Annotated in this window: 17 protein-coding genes and 1 tRNA gene; 11 read left to right on the top strand and 7 right to left on the bottom strand. The window is 35.7% G+C overall.

The window, feature by feature from the left end:
* Positions 1–89: 89 nt before the first annotated feature.
* The 3 genes from P2086_RS12975 to P2086_RS12985 all read left to right on the top strand — a co-directional run bounded on the left by P2086_RS12975 (position 90) and on the right by P2086_RS12985 (position 1,619).
* A complete protein-coding gene (locus tag P2086_RS12975; RefSeq protein WP_317897171.1) occupies positions 90–713 on the top strand; it encodes a hypothetical protein in 624 nt (207 codons plus the stop codon).
* A 12-nt stretch (positions 714–725) separates the two neighbouring features.
* Positions 726–1,103, top strand: coding sequence for a hypothetical protein (locus P2086_RS12980; RefSeq protein ID WP_317897172.1), 378 nt, complete (start codon positions 726–728; stop codon positions 1,101–1,103).
* 210 nt (positions 1,104–1,313) lie between these two features.
* Positions 1,314–1,619 carry a hypothetical protein gene (locus P2086_RS12985; protein WP_317897173.1) on the top strand — a complete coding sequence of 102 codons (306 nt, stop codon included), beginning with the start codon at positions 1,314–1,316 and terminating at the stop codon, positions 1,617–1,619.
* A 212-nt stretch (positions 1,620–1,831) separates the two neighbouring features.
* Here P2086_RS12985 and P2086_RS12990 read toward each other — a convergent pair.
* Positions 1,832–1,912 (bottom strand) — tRNA-Leu (locus tag P2086_RS12990).
* A 695-nt stretch (positions 1,913–2,607) separates the two neighbouring features.
* On the opposite strand from P2086_RS12990, the gene rplS reads away from it, so the two are divergent.
* The 6 genes from rplS (at position 2,608) to P2086_RS13020 (ending at position 7,863) form a co-directional block, all read left to right on the top strand.
* Positions 2,608–2,979, top strand: coding sequence for a 50S ribosomal protein L19 (rplS, locus tag P2086_RS12995; protein WP_317897174.1), 372 nt, complete (start codon positions 2,608–2,610; stop codon positions 2,977–2,979).
* An 86-nt stretch (positions 2,980–3,065) separates the two neighbouring features.
* Positions 3,066–3,416 (top strand): hypothetical protein, encoded by a 351-nt coding sequence (locus P2086_RS13000; RefSeq protein ID WP_317897175.1) that lies wholly within the window; start codon positions 3,066–3,068, stop codon positions 3,414–3,416.
* Positions 3,417–3,456: 40 nt separating this feature from the next.
* Positions 3,457–4,752 carry a hemolysin family protein gene (locus tag P2086_RS13005; RefSeq protein ID WP_317897176.1) on the top strand — a complete coding sequence of 432 codons (1,296 nt, stop codon included), beginning with the start codon at positions 3,457–3,459 and terminating at the stop codon, positions 4,750–4,752.
* A complete protein-coding gene (locus P2086_RS13010; protein ID WP_317897177.1) occupies positions 4,745–5,359 on the top strand; it encodes a methyltransferase in 615 nt (204 codons plus the stop codon). Before P2086_RS13005 ends, P2086_RS13010 begins: the two co-directional genes overlap by 8 nt.
* A gap of 95 nt (positions 5,360–5,454) precedes the next feature.
* Positions 5,455–6,648 carry an aspartate aminotransferase family protein gene (locus tag P2086_RS13015; protein WP_317897178.1) on the top strand — a complete coding sequence of 398 codons (1,194 nt, stop codon included), beginning with the start codon at positions 5,455–5,457 and terminating at the stop codon, positions 6,646–6,648.
* Positions 6,649–6,717: 69 nt separating this feature from the next.
* Positions 6,718–7,863 carry a beta-helix domain-containing protein gene (locus P2086_RS13020; RefSeq protein ID WP_317897179.1) on the top strand — a complete coding sequence of 382 codons (1,146 nt, stop codon included), beginning with the start codon at positions 6,718–6,720 and terminating at the stop codon, positions 7,861–7,863.
* Between the two features lie 77 nt (positions 7,864–7,940).
* Here P2086_RS13020 and P2086_RS13025 read toward each other — a convergent pair whose 3' ends face one another.
* Both P2086_RS13025 and P2086_RS13030 read right to left on the bottom strand, forming a co-directional pair.
* Positions 7,941–8,438: a cupin domain-containing protein gene (locus P2086_RS13025; protein ID WP_317897180.1), complete on the bottom strand. Its 498-nt coding sequence runs from the start codon at positions 8,436–8,438 to the stop codon at positions 7,941–7,943.
* Positions 8,435–9,562, bottom strand: a complete 1,128-nt coding sequence (locus P2086_RS13030; protein WP_317897181.1) for a serine hydrolase domain-containing protein — start codon at positions 9,560–9,562, stop codon at positions 8,435–8,437. The genes P2086_RS13025 and P2086_RS13030 overlap by 4 nt, the downstream gene beginning before the upstream one ends.
* A gap of 95 nt (positions 9,563–9,657) precedes the next feature.
* On the opposite strand from P2086_RS13030, the gene P2086_RS13035 reads away from it, so the two are divergent.
* Entirely contained in the window at positions 9,658–10,002 is a 345-nt protein-coding gene (locus P2086_RS13035; RefSeq protein WP_317897182.1) for a hypothetical protein, read from the top strand.
* A gap of 76 nt (positions 10,003–10,078) precedes the next feature.
* Here P2086_RS13035 and P2086_RS13040 read toward each other — a convergent pair whose 3' ends face one another.
* Both P2086_RS13040 and P2086_RS13045 read right to left on the bottom strand, forming a co-directional pair.
* Positions 10,079–11,620, bottom strand: a complete 1,542-nt coding sequence (locus P2086_RS13040; protein ID WP_317897183.1) for an acyl-CoA carboxylase subunit beta — start codon at positions 11,618–11,620, stop codon at positions 10,079–10,081.
* Positions 11,621–11,637: 17 nt separating this feature from the next.
* The gene (locus tag P2086_RS13045; RefSeq protein ID WP_317897184.1) at positions 11,638–12,348 is read right to left on the bottom strand and encodes a TerC family protein; all 711 of its coding nucleotides are present in this window, start codon (positions 12,346–12,348) and stop codon (positions 11,638–11,640) included.
* 430 nt (positions 12,349–12,778) lie between these two features.
* Here P2086_RS13045 and P2086_RS13050 point away from each other — a divergent pair, with 430 nt between their 5' ends.
* Complete coding sequence (locus tag P2086_RS13050) at positions 12,779–14,395, top strand: ABC-F family ATP-binding cassette domain-containing protein (protein ID WP_317897185.1); 1,617 nt, start codon at positions 12,779–12,781, stop codon at positions 14,393–14,395.
* 63 nt (positions 14,396–14,458) lie between these two features.
* Here P2086_RS13050 and P2086_RS13055 read toward each other — a convergent pair whose 3' ends face one another.
* Both P2086_RS13055 and P2086_RS13060 read right to left on the bottom strand, forming a co-directional pair.
* Complete coding sequence (locus P2086_RS13055; protein WP_317897186.1) at positions 14,459–14,695, bottom strand: DUF5808 domain-containing protein; 237 nt, start codon at positions 14,693–14,695, stop codon at positions 14,459–14,461.
* 84 nt (positions 14,696–14,779) lie between these two features.
* Entirely contained in the window at positions 14,780–17,818 is a 3,039-nt protein-coding gene (locus tag P2086_RS13060; RefSeq protein WP_317897187.1) for a WD40/YVTN/BNR-like repeat-containing protein, read from the bottom strand.
* Positions 17,819–17,863: the final 45 nt, after the last annotated feature.

Consider the following 17,863-nt stretch of genomic DNA (forward strand, 5'->3'; position numbering starts at 1 on the left):
CAACACCCCTTGCGTGCAAAGTGCTGGGTTCAATTCCCAGGCTTAAACAAAATAAATAGTAAAAAGTGTAATCAAAAAATAAAACAAAAATGAAAAAAGTAAATTTTATAAAGAGTAAAAAAGAGTACCAGGATGCTAGAATAAAAGCTATTAATATGGGACGGAATGACATTATTAAAGAGCAGAACGCCCTGAGAAATACGTTGCCTGCAATTTTAAAAAATGCAATTTCATTCTCACCACCCACCTTCATAGACCATCAAACCAGTTTCGAAGTCGACATAGAAGTTGTCAAGTTGATGTTACAAACACTCTGTGAAGAACACGATCTATCTGATTCGCAGTATTTGCAAGATTTTGCGGATAGTAAGCGTGATGTTCCTTTTTTTGACTTAGTTCAAACAGATGAACTAAGCTATAATCAGATAGCCACTTACCTTGTTTATCATTTCCACAACGCAATGACCTTCCAATTTGAGAAGGTGCAAGGATACATACCGTTGAGGCAAGGATTAATATGCAATAGCAAATCTGGGGAAGAAATACGTTTAGCTTTATTCTTTTGCTTCATCGCAAATGATGATGATACAATCAATTGCCATATTTCTGATCTAAGAAATTTCAATCTTGTTTTCAAAATGGACTTATACTTTTATTCGGTATTTGGAAATATGTGTGAGGAATGGAACAGGGACAATGGTTTTATCGCTTAAAAAATTAAAATTATGAAAAAGGAAAATACGAGAACATATACCCACTGGTCAATGGCAAAAATATTTGCCTCTGCAATGGGACTAAAACCAGAAACAAAAGAGTATTGCCAGTATATAAAGGATTATAATTTCAGAAGTGCTAAAAAACTGATAAATGAGTTAAGCATTGTTGACCTAAAAAATTATGGCAAAAAGTATTTTGACGATAGTCCTGTATTAATAATTGATCTAAGAAAAAATGAATGTAGGATGCAGGTTATGGGGAACAGCCATTTAATTAATAATGAATGTTTGATAAGTATAAGTTTAGTATCATACGCAAAAGGCAGCTACAAAGTAGGACTAATTAAATTATTGGAATACCGAATATTTGGATTGAAACAGAAATAAAGCCTTTAATGAGGTGTCACATGAGATATGTGAACAAGTATTAAAATTAGTGATACTTACTGAATCAGAAACAGCAAATGGGTTTTAGTTAAAGGTTTTTCATTCCACAGAACGCCCCACGTTATAAGGAATGCAGGGTTCGAATCCCTGAACTAAACAAATTAAATAGCAGATAATCTGTTAAATACTTAAAAGATTTCAAATTAGATAATGCAGAAATTGGTATTAATAGATCAGGAAGAACTTAACAAACTTATTCAATCTGTAGAAGAATTGAAAAAGCTTGTTATTGCCAAACCTGTTCCGCCACTTAAGCAAACCAAACTAGACTCCACTATGGAAGAAATAGAAAATTACATTCCTTTGCATTTAGCATGGAAAAAACTAGGCTGCAAGAAAAGTAAATGGTACGAAAAATATGTCCACTTAATACAGTACAAAGTTTATGACAGAACTGTGTGGGTTTACGCACCATCAATTCTAAAGTTTTTAAAGGAAGATAACATCAATTCTTAACCTCAATAAATTTAATAACGATTCTGGGCAAAATGTTAAAATGGGTATTTTGCCCTTTTTTTCTGCTTTCCTGTCTGAAAAAATAAAGATTTTATCAACCCCTAAAGCCCCTGATAGTAAGGGTTTGTTGATAAGTTACACAAGTGTTACACAACTTGTATTAAAAAACCCCTGAAAGCCAAGCTAACAGGGGTTTTAAGTGGCACCAAAAGTACCCAGGAGGAGACTCGAACTCCCACACCTTGCGGCATACGCACCTCAAGCGTACTTGTATACCATTCCAACACCTGGGCATGCTATACTTTCCGAAAAAAATCGGAACAAACACTTAAGCTGCTGCAAAGATGCAATTTTTTCGATAAAAACTAACCTTGAAATTTCTGATTTTGGGTAATTAATTTTTTCGGAAGTTACATTAAGAGGTCTTAGAAAATTGTGTGAGTACGAAAAACCACCAATGATGAGATTGTTGTACTTGCTCGTCAGATGTTAGCGCGGGCTTTGATTTGGCCTCATAAAATTTTGCTATAGAAATTCTTATGGTTTTAAAAGGAGTTCCAAAAAAGTTTGCAATACCTTAGGCATAAAAAAGGACATCACCACTTTTTTGGAAAGGCTGTGCGCAGGCGCTACGCTTTTCCGACCCTTCGTCGGACGGCAAAAGTACTTTGTACTTTTGAGCGAGCTGGTGTGCTGCGTAGCGTCAGCTTAAAACCATAAGAATTTCAGCAAAATATTATGAAGCCTTGACTTTTTGTTTCTTTTGCGTCAAGGCAAAAGAAAAAGACTTTGTTCTCGATCGATGTTTAGAATAGGAACAAACTCGTGTGCTTCTGGCTAAAAAAGCCATAACTTGCTTAAAACTAAAAAAATACCAGCAAAATTTGCTGTTTTCATAAAATTAATTGTATATTTGCCTCCCTGTTTCAAGCCGCTGTTTACACAAGGTAAGGTATGCTGGAACAATTAATAATAAACAAACAAAAAAATGGGCCTTTTATTAGACTACGTAAAAACTCAGCTTACTGCTGATCACAAACATCCTTCTTTCAAAGCAGGAGACACAATTACAGTTTCATACAAAATTAAAGAGGGAGACAAAGAACGTATCCAGCAATTTAATGGTGTTGTTATTCAACGTAAAAACGAAAGAGCTACTGCTTCTTTTACTGTACGTAAAATGAGTAATGGTATCGGTGTTGAGCGTATTTTCCCAATCGCTTCTCCATTTATTGATAAAATCGTTGTTAATAAAGTTGGTATCGTTCGTCGTGCCAAATTATTTTATTTACGCGATCGTACTGGTAAAGCGGCTCGTATCCGTGAGAAAATCCAGAATAACAACGATAAAAAGGCATAATTTTAATTCATATACTTTGAAAAGCCGGTTAATAAAACCGGCTTTTTTTATTAGTAAAATTCAAGGATTGTCATAATTTTGTATGTATGGACTTAAAATCTAAAGTAATTGAAATCCTTGGAAAGGAAAATTACACATTTACCCAATTAGCTGAGTACCTTCATATGACAGAAGATGGACTCACATTAGAACTTACTAATAAAACCCTTGAACTTCGCAACCTCGAGGCAATATCAAAAGCACTGAGAGTGCCTTTGTATAGTTTCTTTAGAGCCGAAGGAATGAAGTTTAATTTTAACGAAAAACCTTATTACATCAATAAATTGTGGACTGGGGAAGATGACACCAAGTCTATAAAGGAGCTTAATTTTGAAATAAAACTCCTAAAACAGATCATCACATTAAAAGAAGAGCAGTTAAGGAAACTAGAATCTTAAATTTTGTGTTTCCGCAATTTCTTATCTTTAACCAATATATATGAGCGGCGATCTTTTTATTACTTTTTTACTTATTCTTATTAATGGTTTTTTTGTGGCCGCAGAGTTTGCTTTAGTGAAAGTACGCGCCTCCCAATTAGACGTAAAAGCACAAGCTGGAAGCAGCAGAGCTAAACTTGCTAAAACACTCCTTGAAAAACTCGATGCATACTTGTCGGCAACACAATTGGGAATTACGTTGGCCTCTTTAGCACTTGGTGCTGTGGGAGAACAAACAATTTCAGCAATTGTACAAAATACTTTTGCTAATTTCGGGTATGAATTAAGTGAAGCTGCAAAACACAGTGTTTCACTACCTATAGCGCTAACACTATTAACTTTCTTTCATGTGACTATTGGAGAACAAATTCCTAAAATGATAGGTATCAAATACTGCCTGGAAGCCGCATTGTTTATTGCTTGGCCTTTAAGAATATTTTATTTTATCTGTTCACCTTTTATCTGGTTCTTAAATCAAACCTCAAACATTGTTCTAAGAGTAATTGGTGTAAAAAAAGTAGGTGAAGAAGATTTTCACTCGGAAGAAGAGTTACGATTAATACTGACCGAAAGTGAAGAAGGTGGTGCCATTAAGCCAAGCGAAAATGAATTAATTCAAAATGTTTTTGACTTTGATGATCGTATTGTAAAACAGGTAATGGTTCCTGAAAATAGAGTAGTGGCCATTGATGTAGAGCTTGGTAGAAATGAAGTTACTAAACGTGTTATTGAAGAGGGCTTTTCGAGGTTGCCAATTTATTTAGGAGACATCGACAACATTGTAGGAATCGTACATAGTAAAGATTTATTAAAAGCCCTTATTGATAATAAATTCAAAAACTTAAAAGAAATCATGCGTCCTGTGCACTTCATTCCGGAGAGCATGAAAATTAATGAGCTGTTAAGAGATTTTCAAAAACACCATTACCAAATGGCCATCGTTACCAATGAGTTTGGATCTACAGCAGGTCTTGTTACCATGGAAGATATTATTGAAGAATTGGTTGGTGAAATTCAAGATGAGCACGATGATGAAATGCCAACTGTTGAGAAAAAAAGTGAGAATGAATACATCGTTAATGCACAAGCTGCTATACAAGATGTGAATCAAGCTTTACCAATTGCTCTTCCTGTAAATCCTCAATACGAGACAGTTTCGGGCTATGTCAATTTTATTTTTGGAAGAATTCCCGCAATTAACGACAAACGAATTAAAGACGGGTATGAAATAACAGTCTTGAAACGTAGTCGCCAAACTGTAGAATCTATTCGTTTAAAAGTTTCTACCGGTGATTAGCAAATTAGACGAAAAATATTGGAGTGATAGGTACCGAAACAATGATTTTGGCTGGGATACAGGAGCCATCACAAATCCCTTAAAAAAATACTTCGATCAACTTTCAAACAAAGAAATTTCAATATTGATTCCAGGTGCTGGAAATGCTTATGAAGCAGAATACCTAGTAAATAATGGTTTTACCAACGTGTATGTCTGCGATTTATCTGAAGAACCTTTGAAAAATTTAAAGAAAAGATGTCCCGCTTTTAAAAACGAGAATTTATTATTACTCGATTTTTTTAAACTGAGACAAAGTCCGTTTGAGCAATCAGCCCTGACTTTCGACCTCATTGTAGAACAAACCTTTTTTTGCGCATTAAACCCTTCTCTTCGTAAAAAATATTTTGAAAAGATGTCCACTTTATTAAACCCTGGTGGAAGACTTGTCGGTGTTTTATTTGATGACGTTTTAAATAAAGACCATCCACCTTTTGGTGGAAATAAAGAAGAGTATCTTGCTTACATTGATTCTTCATTTAAAATAAAAACCTTTGAGAAGTGCTATAATTCCATTAAGCCAAGGGAAAACAGGGAGTTATTTATTAATTTAGTTAGAACAGTGTAACTTGTATATTGTACCTTGTACTACGTATAGACAGCTAAAGTAACCACAGGCAAGGTACATGGTACAATTTACAAAGTACAATTTTAAAACACAGTATGAACCAACGCGAATTATTTTTAAGACATGTTGCGCAGACCTCAGATCTGCCTCTTCTTGGCGTTGATGTGAATATTCAAAGTGCAAATGGTTCTATTTTAAAGGATGTAAATGGAAAAGAATATATTGATCTTATAAGTGGTATTTCTGTCAGTAATATAGGACACTGTCACCCAAAAGTTATTTCTGCAATTAACGAGCAATCACAAAAATACATGCATCTTATGGTGTATGGAGAGTTTAATCAAAGTCCACAAGTTAAATATGCCACGGCGCTAAGTAAATTATTACCAGAACAATTAAGTACCGTTTATTTCACTACGAGTGGAAGTGAAGCAGTGGAAGGAGCTTTAAAGCTTGCTAAACGTGTTACAGGAAGAACAGAATTGATTTCTTTTAGAAATGCTTATCACGGAAGTTCGCATGGTGCTCTGAGTGTAATGGGCGACGAATATTTTAAATCCAGTTTTCGTCCTTTATTACCTGATGTTAAAGTATTAGAGTTTAATAATATAAAAGCATTAGAAAGTATTACTTCAAGAACTGCGGCAGTTATTGTAGAGCCAATTCAAGGTGAAGCCGGAATTAGAAAAGCTAATCATGAATTTTTAAAAACGCTTAGGGAAAAGTGTACAGAATTATGTGTGATTTTAATTTTTGATGAAATTCAGTGTGGTTTCGGTAGAACCGGGACTTTATTTGCTTTTGAACAATTCGACGTTGTGCCTGATGTGTTGCTTATTGCAAAAGGTATGGGCGGCGGTTTACCCATTGGTGCTTTTATTTCCTCACCTTCATTAATGTCCACTCTCACCAATAATCCGGTTCTTGGGCATATTAATACTTTTGGTGGAAACGCTGTTTGTGTTGCTGCTGCTCAAGCTACCATTGAAGTAATTGTGGAAGAAAAACTATTTTTACGCGCAAAAGAAATTGAAGACCTTGTACTTAAAAACCTTCAACATCCTCTTATAAAGGAAATCCGAATGCATGGAGCCCTTGGAGCAATCGATTTTGGCAACGAAACCGTTAATTTTAAAGTGATTAAAGGCTGTATAGAAAATGGTGTAATTTCAGACTGGTTTTTGTTTTGTTCCACAGCAATGAGAATAGCACCACCTCTTACAATTACTGATAAAGAGTTATTGACAGCCCTTGAAACCTTAAAAAAGGTTTTAGATGCAGTTAGTTAAAAATTAAACAATCTTAGTATCGCTTCTTGTGGGTTTGATCCATTTATCTACATTAGTAAAAAAAATCCCATGAAAAAATCTATCGCATATTTCGTTTTTACTGTTGCTGTTTTTCTTACTTCCTGCAAAAAGAAGGAGGAACCTGTAGTAATTGATCCGCCGGTAACACCATGTCAGAAGACTATTGTTAATGTTACTTCAGATATAACGAGTCCTGCTACCTGGGACGAATGTCACATCTACGTTATCGCTTCAAATCAAATAAGCATAAGTAGCGAGTTAACAATCAACCCAGGAGTTATTGTAAAATTTATTGATGCATGTAGCGATAATGCTATTTTGATATCTTCTTCAGGAAACATAAAAGCATTAGGTACGGTTGAAAAGCCAATTGTATTTACATCGCATAAAGATGACGCAAATGGAGGCGATTCTAATGGTGATGGATCAACAACTTTTCCGGCGCGTAAGGATTGGGGCGGTATTGTCATTAATTCAAATTCTTGTGAGTTTAAGCACTGTGTTTTTAAATATGGAGGTGAAGGACCGGGAGGTAATGTTGGACAACCTACTTTAGAGTTTTCTTCTTACTATGGTATTATTGATGCCTGTGAGTTTGCATATTGCGGTGGCGAGTCTACCTATAATGGTTACGGTGTTGTAGATGCCCGTGCCTGTCATAATACGAGCTTTAGTATTACAAATTGTATTTTCTACGGATGTATTAAGCCTTTGTTTATTAATCCATTTTTAAGTGTCGATAATTCTAACACCTTTCATAATCCTGAAAATTTGACTGAAAAAAATAACCTGAACGGAATTTTTATAACGAGTGAATCGAATGAAGCAACAACCGATGTCAGTTGGTTAGAAACCGAAGTGCCTTTTGTACTGAGTGGTTCATTGTATATTGGAAATGGCTTAAAACTAAAATTAGCAGAAAATGTTATTATAAAAATGGCGGATTTGCCTGCACCTGGTTTTAATAAAATTTCAATTCGCGAAGGAAGTTCTTCTATTGAAGGATATAGTTTACCAGGAGTTTATTTTACAAGCTATTACGATGATTCACTAGGTGGAGATACTAATGGAGATGGAGGTCTAACCAATGCGAGTTCAGGTGATTGGTATGGAATTCAGGATATTTCTGCCAGCATTGGCACCAACAATTTCTGTTATAGTTGGAGCAATATTTTATTTAGAAAATATCCATAAGGAAAAAGTGAATGTAAAATGGAATATTGAAAATGGTAATAATCTGCTTATTTAAAATCAGATGAACTACTTCTCATTTATCGCGTCATCTCCTCAATCAATTTTTTATGTTGAGGAAACTCCTTCACCAATTCATTTCTGTTTGCCATCTCAAAATCTTCAAAATCGAAGCCTGGGGCAACTGTACAGCCAACTAAAGAAAAACTTCCTCCTTCTTTAACGCGCGATCCAAACCAAGTATTAGCTTTCACGGTGTATTGAAAAACTTCTCCTTCCTTTAAATTTTGTCCAACATGCGTCGTAGTTATATTTCCCTGATCGTCTATTTCGATAACTTCAAGCGCATCTCCATAATAAAAATGCCAGGTTTCATCACTTTTAATTTTATGTAATGCCGAAAAATTATCTTTTTCAATCAAAAAATAAATCGCGGTTGCAAAAGTCCGTTCTCCAGTGAATCTGTCGGGTAAACCTATTTGCGCGACTTTTTCATCAGACCGATAAGTTTCCTTGTAATAGCCGCCCTCAGGGTGGGGGAGTAGTTCCAGTTTTTTTATGAGATAGTTAACCGTCATTGTTGCAAATAATTTAAGATGGCTATTCCTAGAAACTCAAGGTTAATGCCATTGTTAGAAAGTAAGATCACTGCGCAATCTTCTTTAGCAATGAAACCGCTAAATGCGCCATAACCAAAGGTTCCACCACTTTGGGAATAAAGTATAGTTCCATTTTTTGTTTTGCTAACATACCAAGCCATGCCTAAATTTTCTTTTCCTACTTTTGTTTTTGCTCCTGAATTTTTTACCGAATTTTTAATTTCTTCTAAATTGAATTTTAAATAATTCAGCACGTCTTCCGTACACGATTTTAATCCACCTGCAGCCGCAAATACGTCGAAAGTCCATGCTGGAGTGGCTTCGCCGTCTATATTATAACCACTCGAAAGATTTTGTGTTTGTTCAGTATTCAAATCAATCCATGTATTCTTTAATCCTAACGGAATGCAGATGTTTTCGTTTACTAATTCACTAAACGTTTTGTCATAAACACCTTCAAGAACAATCCCTAACAGCGCAATACCCGTGTTAGAATAATCATTCATACTGCCAGATGATCTCGTCAGTTCAAAAGTCTTTAAATAGTTTAGAAGCATCTTCTTAGTATAATGAGCATAAGGATTTAATGCATCAAAGTCAGTCTCTTCTTTAAGATCGGCAGGAACAAGCGGTAGACCGGAGGTGTGCTGAACTAAATGTTTAACGAGAATTGGTTTTTTGTTAAACTCTAAGTTTAAAAATTTCCCCGGTAAATAGTTGCGAATATCATCTTCAGCTTTAATTTTATTGTCACGAATGGCTTGTTCTAGCAGCTGTCCACAAAAGATTGTAGTTAAAGCGCCAATTTCGTAAATACTTGTTTGTTTTGGTATATTTTCAGAGCCTCTTTTTGTTTCTCCGTAATTATAAAAATAGTCTTTTCCGTTTTTTGAAATACCTATGCTAATTCCGCAGCGTTCTGAATTTTGCATATACTTTTTAAGTATAGAATCTACAAACAAGTCCATACCATCTGTCTTCTGATTATCACTTAAAAAAGTAGACCGTTTAATAAAAGTGGGAGTATTTGCGTCTGGATTTTGTGCTGAACAAAATGTAAAACACACTAAAAGACTGTAGAGTAGGGGTTTAAATATTTTCACTTGTACTTTCACGACAAATTAAAAATAGCTATATTTCTACTCATAAACGCTTGCGTTTTTTTCTTTTTATTAATTAATAATTAAAAACTACGAGTATGGAGAACGACACAAAAAATGTATTAATGCAATATCTGTTCAGGTTTGCTGAACACTATGAAATTCCGAACACAGGACTAATAAGTTTTAAAAAGCGGTCAGAACTCTTAGACAAATTAAAAGAGAAAGACAATGACGCCGCAACAGTAATAACGGCTCTTTTCGATGCTTTTATTAAAGCCGACAGAATTGCAAATGACAAAGAAAAGTACGACAAGGCTCGTGTTCTTTGGGATGCCGAGCATGCAGCAGCTGATAAAGAAAAAGTAGATGCTGAAATGCTTCTAATTAAATTTTGTAAGGCAAACTCCATCGCTGTTGGAGGCTTAGCATTAAAGGAATAAGTTTTAAATGGTTTAATAAAAAAGTCTGTAAGAATCTTACAGACTTTTTTTATTATACTCAATGTGGCTTATTAACTTACAAAGGTATATTCCCATGCTTCTTTTTTGGAAGTACATCCACTTTATTCTCCAACATCTTAAATGCTTTGATGAGTTTGATTCGTGTATCTTCTGGTTTAATGACTTCATCGATAAATCCGCGTTCAGCCGCTCTGTAAGGATTGGCAAACATTGTTTGATATTCCGTTTCTTTTTCTTTCCACTTTGCATCTTTATCTTTTGCAGTTGAAATTTCACCTTTAAAAATAATTTCAGCGGCTCCTTTGGCACCCATTACCGCAATTTCAGCACTTGGCCAAGCATAATTCATATCTGCACCAATGTGTTTACTATTCATTACATCATAAGCTCCACCATAAGCTTTACGAGTAATTACTGTGATGCGAGGAACTGTAGCTTCGCTGAAGGCATACAATAGCTTCGCGCCGTTGGTAATAATAGCGTTCCATTCTTGATCTGTTCCCGGTAAAAATCCTGGTACGTCTTCAAACACTAAAAGTGGAATATTAAAGCTGTCACAGAATCTTACAAAACGCGCGGCTTTTGTTGAAGAATGAATGTCTAAAACACCTGCCAATACTGCCGGTTGGTTAGCAACAATACCAATGCTTCTTCCTGCTAAGCGAGCAAATCCTACAACAATATTTTCGGCAAATAATTTATGTACTTCAAAAAAACTATCGGTATCAATAACATTTTCAATTACTTCACGAATGTCATAAGGTTGGTTAGCATTATCTGGAATAATGGCGTTTAACTCTGGACGCTGTTCATTTCCGGCAGTATATGATACGCTTGGCGCATCCTCCTCACAGTTTTGTGGTACATAACTTAATAAGGTCTTCAAATAGTTAATGGCTTCCACTTCATTCGCGCACGCGAAATGCGTTACACCACTTTTTGTAGCATGAGTCATTGCGCCACCTAATTCTTCACTGGTTACTTCTTCATGCGTAACCGTTTTTACAACATTAGGTCCAGTAACAAACATATAACTGGTGTTCTCTACCATCAAAATAAAGTCCGTCATGGCCGGACTGTAAACAGCTCCACCAGCGCAGGGACCCATTATAGCGGACAATTGTGGGATAACACCACTGCTTCTTACATTGCGGTAAAAAATATCTGCATAACCTCCTAGTGAAACCACACCTTCCTGAATACGGGCGCCACCACTGTCGTTCAGACCAAGTAAAGGTGCTCCGTTTTGCATGGCCAAATCCATGATCTTGCAAATTTTTTCTGCATGCGTCTCACTTAAGCTTCCACCAAACACAGTAAAGTCTTGTGAGAAAACATAAGTCAAACGTCCGTTTACATTACCGTACCCTGTCACTACACCGTCACCCAAATATTTTTCTTTATCTAATCCAAAGTCGTTGCTACGGTGTTGCACCAACATACCAATTTCTTCAAAAGTACCTTCATCCATTAAAAAATGAATACGCTCTCTTGCCGTTAGTTTTCCTTTTTTATGTTGCGCGTCAATACGTTTTTGACCACCTCCTAATAGCGCTTCAGCTTGTTTCTTCTCTAATAGCTTAATTTTATCGTCCATCTAATTCTTTTTAATTATCAATCCTTTTTGTTAATAGTATTCTTTCTTAATTCAACAGGCTCTGACTTTTTTCTAAGCCTTAAATTTAACAATTCCACACCAAAACTAAAGGCCATAGCGAAATAAATATATCCCTTTGGAATTTGAATTTTATCAACATGCACGCCTTCCACAATCAATAATACGGCAATAAGTACTAAAAAGGAAAGAGCTAATATTTTAAAAGTTGGATGTTTATCAATAATCATGGCAATTTTAGGGGCATAAACAAACATGACAGACATACTAATAACAATTGCAATCGACATTATCAACATATCATTTGCCATTCCTATTGCGGTAATGATACCATCCATACTAAACACAACGTCAATTAATAAAATTTGAATCATAACAGAACGAAAACCTTTCTTTAAATTTTTCTGAGCATTCTCACCTTCTTCATTTGCGCCCTCCAACTTGTTGTGAATTTCAAGTGTGCTGTTTACGAGTAAAAATAAACCTCCAGCCAACATAATAATATCTTTTAAAGCTACAGAATGATTAAATAGATGGAATAATTCTTGCTCTCCTTTAATTAAATAGAACAAAATTAATAGAAGGGAAATCCGCATCACGATTCCAACCACCATCCAGATTAAACTTGCTTTTTTTGTTTGCTCTTTTGGCAAACGACTCATTACTATTGAAACGAATATAACGTTATCAATACCTAACAGAATTTCCATAATGGTTAGACTCAATAGACTGAGCAAACCTTCCATACTTAACAAGTGATTTAACATAGCCAATAAAGATATTATTTAATTTAATTGACTCTTAAATTTGATTAAATGGAATAACCTCCTTTTTTCAACAACGAGTTCTACTGTTGAAAAGAGTCAAATTGAGATTTTTTCGTGCGATATCTGCGAACGAGTCATATCCTGCAAACTAACTGTAAAATGAACCAAATTTTGACTTATACCTTATCCTCAGTGTCTCAGCGCCTCTGTAACTCCGTGTTGCAGAGTTAGGGTGTTAGCGAGTTTTCATATCTAGACCGTATCCTCTGTGCCTCAATGCCTCTGTTACTCTCTGTGTTGAATAAGCAGAGTGTTAGTCAAATCAGAGACTTTTCCAATAAATTCGTATCTTTGCCACTTATTTTTTTAGAATATGATCTCTGCGAGTAATGTGAGTTTGCAATATGGCAAACGTGTTTTGTTTGACGAGGTAAACGTAAATTTTACCCCAGGCAATTGTTATGGAATTATTGGTGCCAATGGCGCAGGTAAATCTACTTTTATGAAGATTTTAGCAGGTGACATCGAACCTACAAAAGGTCGTGTGAATATTCTACCAGGAATGCGCATGAGCGTTCTAAAACAAAATCACTTTGAGTTTAATGAGTTCACTGTATTAGATACTGTGTTAATGGGCAATAAGCGTCTCTATCAAATAATGAAAGAAAAAGACGCGATTTATGCTAAAGAGAATTTTTCAGATGCAGATGGAATTAAAGCAAGTGAATTAGAAGGTGAGTTTGCCGAAATGAATGGTTGGAATGCCGATAGCGAAGCTGCTGAACTACTAACAAATCTTGGTGTAATGCCAAACACACACCAAAATCTGGTAAAAGATCTTTCTGGAAAAGAAAAAGTAAAAACCTTATTAGCGCAAGCCCTGTTTGGGAATCCCGATATTTTAATGTTAGATGAGCCTACCAATGATTTAGATGTTGAGACAATCGGTTGGTTAGAAAACTTTTTAGCCGATTTTCAAAACACGGTAATTGTTATTAGTCACGATCGTCACTTTTTAGACGCTGTGTGTACCAATATTTGTGATATTGATTACGCGAAGATGAGTATCTATTCTGGAAATTATAGTTTCTGGTACCACATGAGTCAACTTCAGTTAAAACAGCGTAGTGACCAAAATAAAAAGATTGAAGACAAACGTGCTGAGTTACAGGAATTCGTGAGACGTTTTAGTGCCAATGCCAGTAAGAGCAGTCAGGCCACGAGCCGTAAAAAATTATTAGAAAAGTTAACGGTAGATGAAATCCCTGCAAGTACACGTAAATACCCTGGAATTATTTTCAGACAAGAACGTGAAGTAGGAGATCAGATTTTATTAGTAGAACATCTGAGTAAAAAAAATAAAGACGGCGACATACTTTTTAACGATGTAAGCATTAATGTAACTAAAGGAGACAAGATTGCTTTTATTAGTAAAAATCAAATTGCTGTATCTAGTTTATTTGAAGTTCTGGCGGAAGAAGATAAAGATTATAAAGGCAATTTTACATTTGGAACAACCATTTACAAAGCCTTTTTGCCAAACGATAATCATAAATTTTTTCAAAGCGATTTAAATTTAGTGGATTGGTTACGCCAATTTAGTAAGGACAAAGACGAGACTTATATTCGTGGATTTCTAGGTAAAATGTTATTTAGCGGTGAAGAAGTACTTAAAAAATGCAATGTGCTAAGTGGGGGAGAGAAAGTACGTTGTATGACCAGTCGTATGATGTTGTTGAATCCAAACTTATTAATCTTAGATGAGCCAACAAACCACCTAGATTTAGAAAGTATCATTGCTTATAATGATGCCTTGAAAGATTACCCGGGCGTTATCTTTTTTACAAGCCACGATCATCAATTAATGCAAACAGTAGCAAACAGAATTATAGAATTAACTCCAAAAGGTATTATCGATAAGTCTTGCACCTATGATGAATACCTTGAAAATCCAGCAATAGCTGAACAAAGAAAAAAGATGTATAAGTAAATAATAAACTTATAGCTGCATCAAAACTCAAATTAAAGCATGTTGTTGACTGTTAGTGAAGAATTAACTCAATGAATCTATTGCTCCAATAATCAAAAACGTTAAAGCGAGAAATCCTGCTAAGAGAAAAATTGATTTTGAATTTGCAAAATTAATGGTCCATCCAAAAGCCGCAATACGCTTTGGCGGCAGTACACGAGGGTCTAATTTATTGTAATAAAACACACCCAAAACCCAGTTGTTTGGATCTTTGCGCCAGTGATCACTCGTCTCCTTATCAGGAAATTGATTGCCTTTCATACTATAATTCTAATATATAAAAAACTAATACCAAAATTTCAAAACCAACCGTAAAGAAACTTGAAACCAGAAACTTGAAATGTTCTATTCAATTCCTTTTTTAATTTTTATTTCCGGGTTCTTTGGCATATGTGTAGCCAATGTTTTTTTCAAAGCTTCGTACTGAACCTCATATTCCTTTTTTAAATCAACAATTGCATCTAATTGAGTTTGATTAAGCGCAGCTTCCATCCAGCAAAAATTCCCGTATAATTCAGATACTTTTTCTCTTACGCGTTTTTCATCCGCAAAAATAGAAGTTTTAGTAACGCCCATTAATTCAGCTTTCACTTTTTGTAAATCGTCGTTAAAAGCAATGGCATGCTTGCGTTTCGAATAGGCTACTGAATCTGATTTTAATAGCTCTTGGTAATAATTAATTGTATCAATACTATTATTTACTTGGTTATACAAGCTCTGTAGCTCCATAGCTTTAGCATAAACGAGTTTTCTGTCTTCAAAACTTAAATTTTTATTTTCCGCATCATGTACACATTTTACAGTACTCGTGTAAACTTTATCTTTTACTTTTAATTTAAGCGTATATACTCCCGGTAATACCATTGGAGCAGTGAAACCAGCACCATCCAATTTAGTACTGCCAGTTGCAACTTGCGGTGGTGTGCTTCTTAAATTCCAATTAATTTTATTAATTCCTCTGCGAATGGTTCCTGGCATAGATTGTATCAAGGCTCCTTTATCATCATAAATTTCTAAAGTTACTTTACCCGAATTTAAACGTTGCTTAAAATAATAGTCAAAGGTTGGATGCGAAGCAGGATTGCCAGCGCCCCAACCACCAGATGTTTGAGGTCCACCCCAACCATATTTACCGTTATTCAAAGTAATATCCGGAGTAGGGAAGATATATACATCTTGATCCCAGATCTCTTTATTTAACTCTCTAATTGGACGTATATCGTCTAAAATAAATAAACCTCTGCCATGTGAAGCTATTATTAAATCGTGTGTTTTAGGATGTATCTGAATATCATGTGTCATCAGGTATTCAGGAATGTTGTTCTTCATTTTAAACCACTCTTTGCCACCATCCAATGTAGCGAAGAGTCCCATCTCAGTGCCTAGGAATAAGAGGTTTTTATTTACAAGATCTTCTTTGATTTTACGTGCGAAAGAGGAAAAAGATTTATGCTGAATGCGTGTCCAGGTTTTACCCATGTCTGTACTTTTTCCTAAATAGGTTTTATGATCCCCATACATATGATTCTCAAATGTTGCGTAAACGGTATTCTTATCGAATCGTGATGGTTCAATGCTACTTACCCAGGCTTGTTTAGCAATACCACATTTAGCAACATTCTGAGAGACGTTAGTCCAAGTTTCGCCACCGTTGGTAGAATATTGCAAATTACCATCATCCGTTCCAACCCAAATAACATTTTCATCCAAAGGTGATTCGGCAAGCGTAAAAATAGTGCAATGATTTTCAGCGGAAGTGTTGTCTTCACTTAATCCACCGCTTTCTTCTTGCTTTTGTTTAGCTTTATCATTGGTCGTAAGATCAGGTGAAATGCGTTTCCAATTTCTTCCTTGATCTGTTGATTTGTATAAATATTGCGCGCCAACATATAAGTTTTTTGGATTTTTTGCTCCTATTACAATGGGCGTGTTCCAATTCCAGCGTAGCTTCTCTTCATTTACTGTTTTTTGCGGTTGAATATTCTCCGATTTAAGCGAAGATAATTCTGTTCGAACCATGTTTCCTCCTTGATATTCTGAGTAAACTACTTTTCCATCAACATCCGGAACGGCCCAAAATCCATCACCGCCATTGATGCGGTCCCAATTACCATTTTCAATTCCTCCTGGTGAAGCACTTGGCACCATCCAACTGCCGTTGTCTTGTAAACCTCCATAAACATTATAAGGTTCTTTTAAATCAAAGGCTGCATGGTAAAACTGACCAACCGGTAAACCATGATTAAATTGCCAAGTCACACCTTTATCCACACTTGAATACATGCCACCATCAGTTCCTAAATAAATAATATTGGTATGAAATGGATTGATCCAAATCGCATGCATGTCTGAATGCACCCAGCCGCCATCGCTACTAGCCTCAGTGAATGAATAACCTCCATCACTACTGTAAGCGAATTGAAAAGCAGGACGGTATACACGCTTAGGATCTTTTGGATCAATGGCGATTGTGCTAAAATAAAATGGACGTGCACAGGTATTCATCGTAGCACTTTGATTTTTCCAAGATTCACCACCGTCGGAGGAAATGTACAGACCTGTTTTTTTACTTTCCACAATCGCTACCATTTGTTTTGGATCACTTGGAGCAAGGTTCATGGCAATTCTTCCAAAGGGTTTTTCAGGTAAACCATTTGTTATTTCTTTCCAAGTTTTACCGCCATCAACTGTTTTATACAAGCCGCTCGTTGTACCGCCAGAATTGAAGCTGAATGGCTGACGACGAAATTGCCACATGGAAGCAAACATTATTTTTGGATTTGTTGGATCCATTATTAACTCTGCACATCCGGTTTTTTTATCGATGTAAAATATTTTTTCCCAAGTCTCCCCGCCATCACTAGATTTATAAATTCCTCTGTGTGGACTGTCACTCCATAGCGCACCGGGAACGGCAACAAAAATCACTTTATTGTTTTCTGGATGAATAATGATACGCGCAATATGTTCAGTACTATCCAATCCAATGCGTTTCCAATTGTCACCACCGTCTGTTGTTTTATACATGCCGATACCAATCGAAACAGTATTACGCATATTACTTTCTCCTGTCCCAACGTAAACGGTGCTTGGTTTTTTCTGATCGATTGCTAGTGCTCCTATCGATTGACAATGCTTATCAAATACTGATTTGTAAGAAGCTCCGGCGTTTGTTGATTTCCAAACACCACCTCCTGCAGTTCCGATATACAAAGTTTTTCCTTCGTCTTTTAAACTACCATCTATTGACGTAATTCTTCCACTAGTGGTGCCAGGTCCCAATTGACGGGTTTCCATGGTGCCAAACATAGCTGAATTTACTACAGATTGCGCATTAAGAAGCGCAACGCTTATTATAAGAAAAAAGCTAATATTATTTTTCATGCTCTAAATTTTTTGTGGATTAGTAATCGACTACTTTGACATTAT

Origin of the sequence: Aurantibacillus circumpalustris, from assembly GCF_029625215.1 — a bacterium.
GTDB lineage: Bacteria > Bacteroidota > Bacteroidia > B-17B0 > Aurantibacillaceae > Aurantibacillus > Aurantibacillus circumpalustris.

Excerpts from the sequence above, each read along its gene's own strand:
- P2086_RS12975 (WP_317897171.1), top strand. The coding sequence starts at position 90 with ATGAAAAAAGTAAATTTTATAAAGAGTAAAAAAGAGTACCAGGATGCT.
- P2086_RS12980 (WP_317897172.1), top strand. The coding sequence starts at position 726 with ATGAAAAAGGAAAATACGAGAACATATACCCACTGGTCAATGGCAAAA.
- P2086_RS12985 (WP_317897173.1), top strand. The coding sequence starts at position 1,314 with ATGCAGAAATTGGTATTAATAGATCAGGAAGAACTTAACAAACTTATT.
- rplS (WP_317897174.1), top strand. The coding sequence starts at position 2,608 with ATGGGCCTTTTATTAGACTACGTAAAAACTCAGCTTACTGCTGATCAC.
- P2086_RS13000 (WP_317897175.1), top strand. The coding sequence starts at position 3,066 with ATGGACTTAAAATCTAAAGTAATTGAAATCCTTGGAAAGGAAAATTAC.
- P2086_RS13005 (WP_317897176.1), top strand. The coding sequence starts at position 3,457 with ATGAGCGGCGATCTTTTTATTACTTTTTTACTTATTCTTATTAATGGT.
- P2086_RS13015 (WP_317897178.1), top strand. The coding sequence starts at position 5,455 with ATGAACCAACGCGAATTATTTTTAAGACATGTTGCGCAGACCTCAGAT.
- P2086_RS13020 (WP_317897179.1), top strand. The coding sequence starts at position 6,718 with ATGAAAAAATCTATCGCATATTTCGTTTTTACTGTTGCTGTTTTTCTT.
- P2086_RS13025 (WP_317897180.1), bottom strand. The coding sequence starts at position 8,438 with ATGACGGTTAACTATCTCATAAAAAAACTGGAACTACTCCCCCACCCT.
- P2086_RS13035 (WP_317897182.1), top strand. The coding sequence starts at position 9,658 with ATGGAGAACGACACAAAAAATGTATTAATGCAATATCTGTTCAGGTTT.
- P2086_RS13040 (WP_317897183.1), bottom strand. The coding sequence starts at position 11,620 with ATGGACGATAAAATTAAGCTATTAGAGAAGAAACAAGCTGAAGCGCTA.
- P2086_RS13045 (WP_317897184.1), bottom strand. The coding sequence starts at position 12,348 with ATGGAAATTCTGTTAGGTATTGATAACGTTATATTCGTTTCAATAGTA.
- P2086_RS13050 (WP_317897185.1), top strand. The coding sequence starts at position 12,779 with ATGATCTCTGCGAGTAATGTGAGTTTGCAATATGGCAAACGTGTTTTG.
- P2086_RS13055 (WP_317897186.1), bottom strand. The coding sequence starts at position 14,695 with ATGAAAGGCAATCAATTTCCTGATAAGGAGACGAGTGATCACTGGCGC.
- P2086_RS13060 (WP_317897187.1), bottom strand. The coding sequence starts at position 17,818 with ATGAAAAATAATATTAGCTTTTTTCTTATAATAAGCGTTGCGCTTCTT.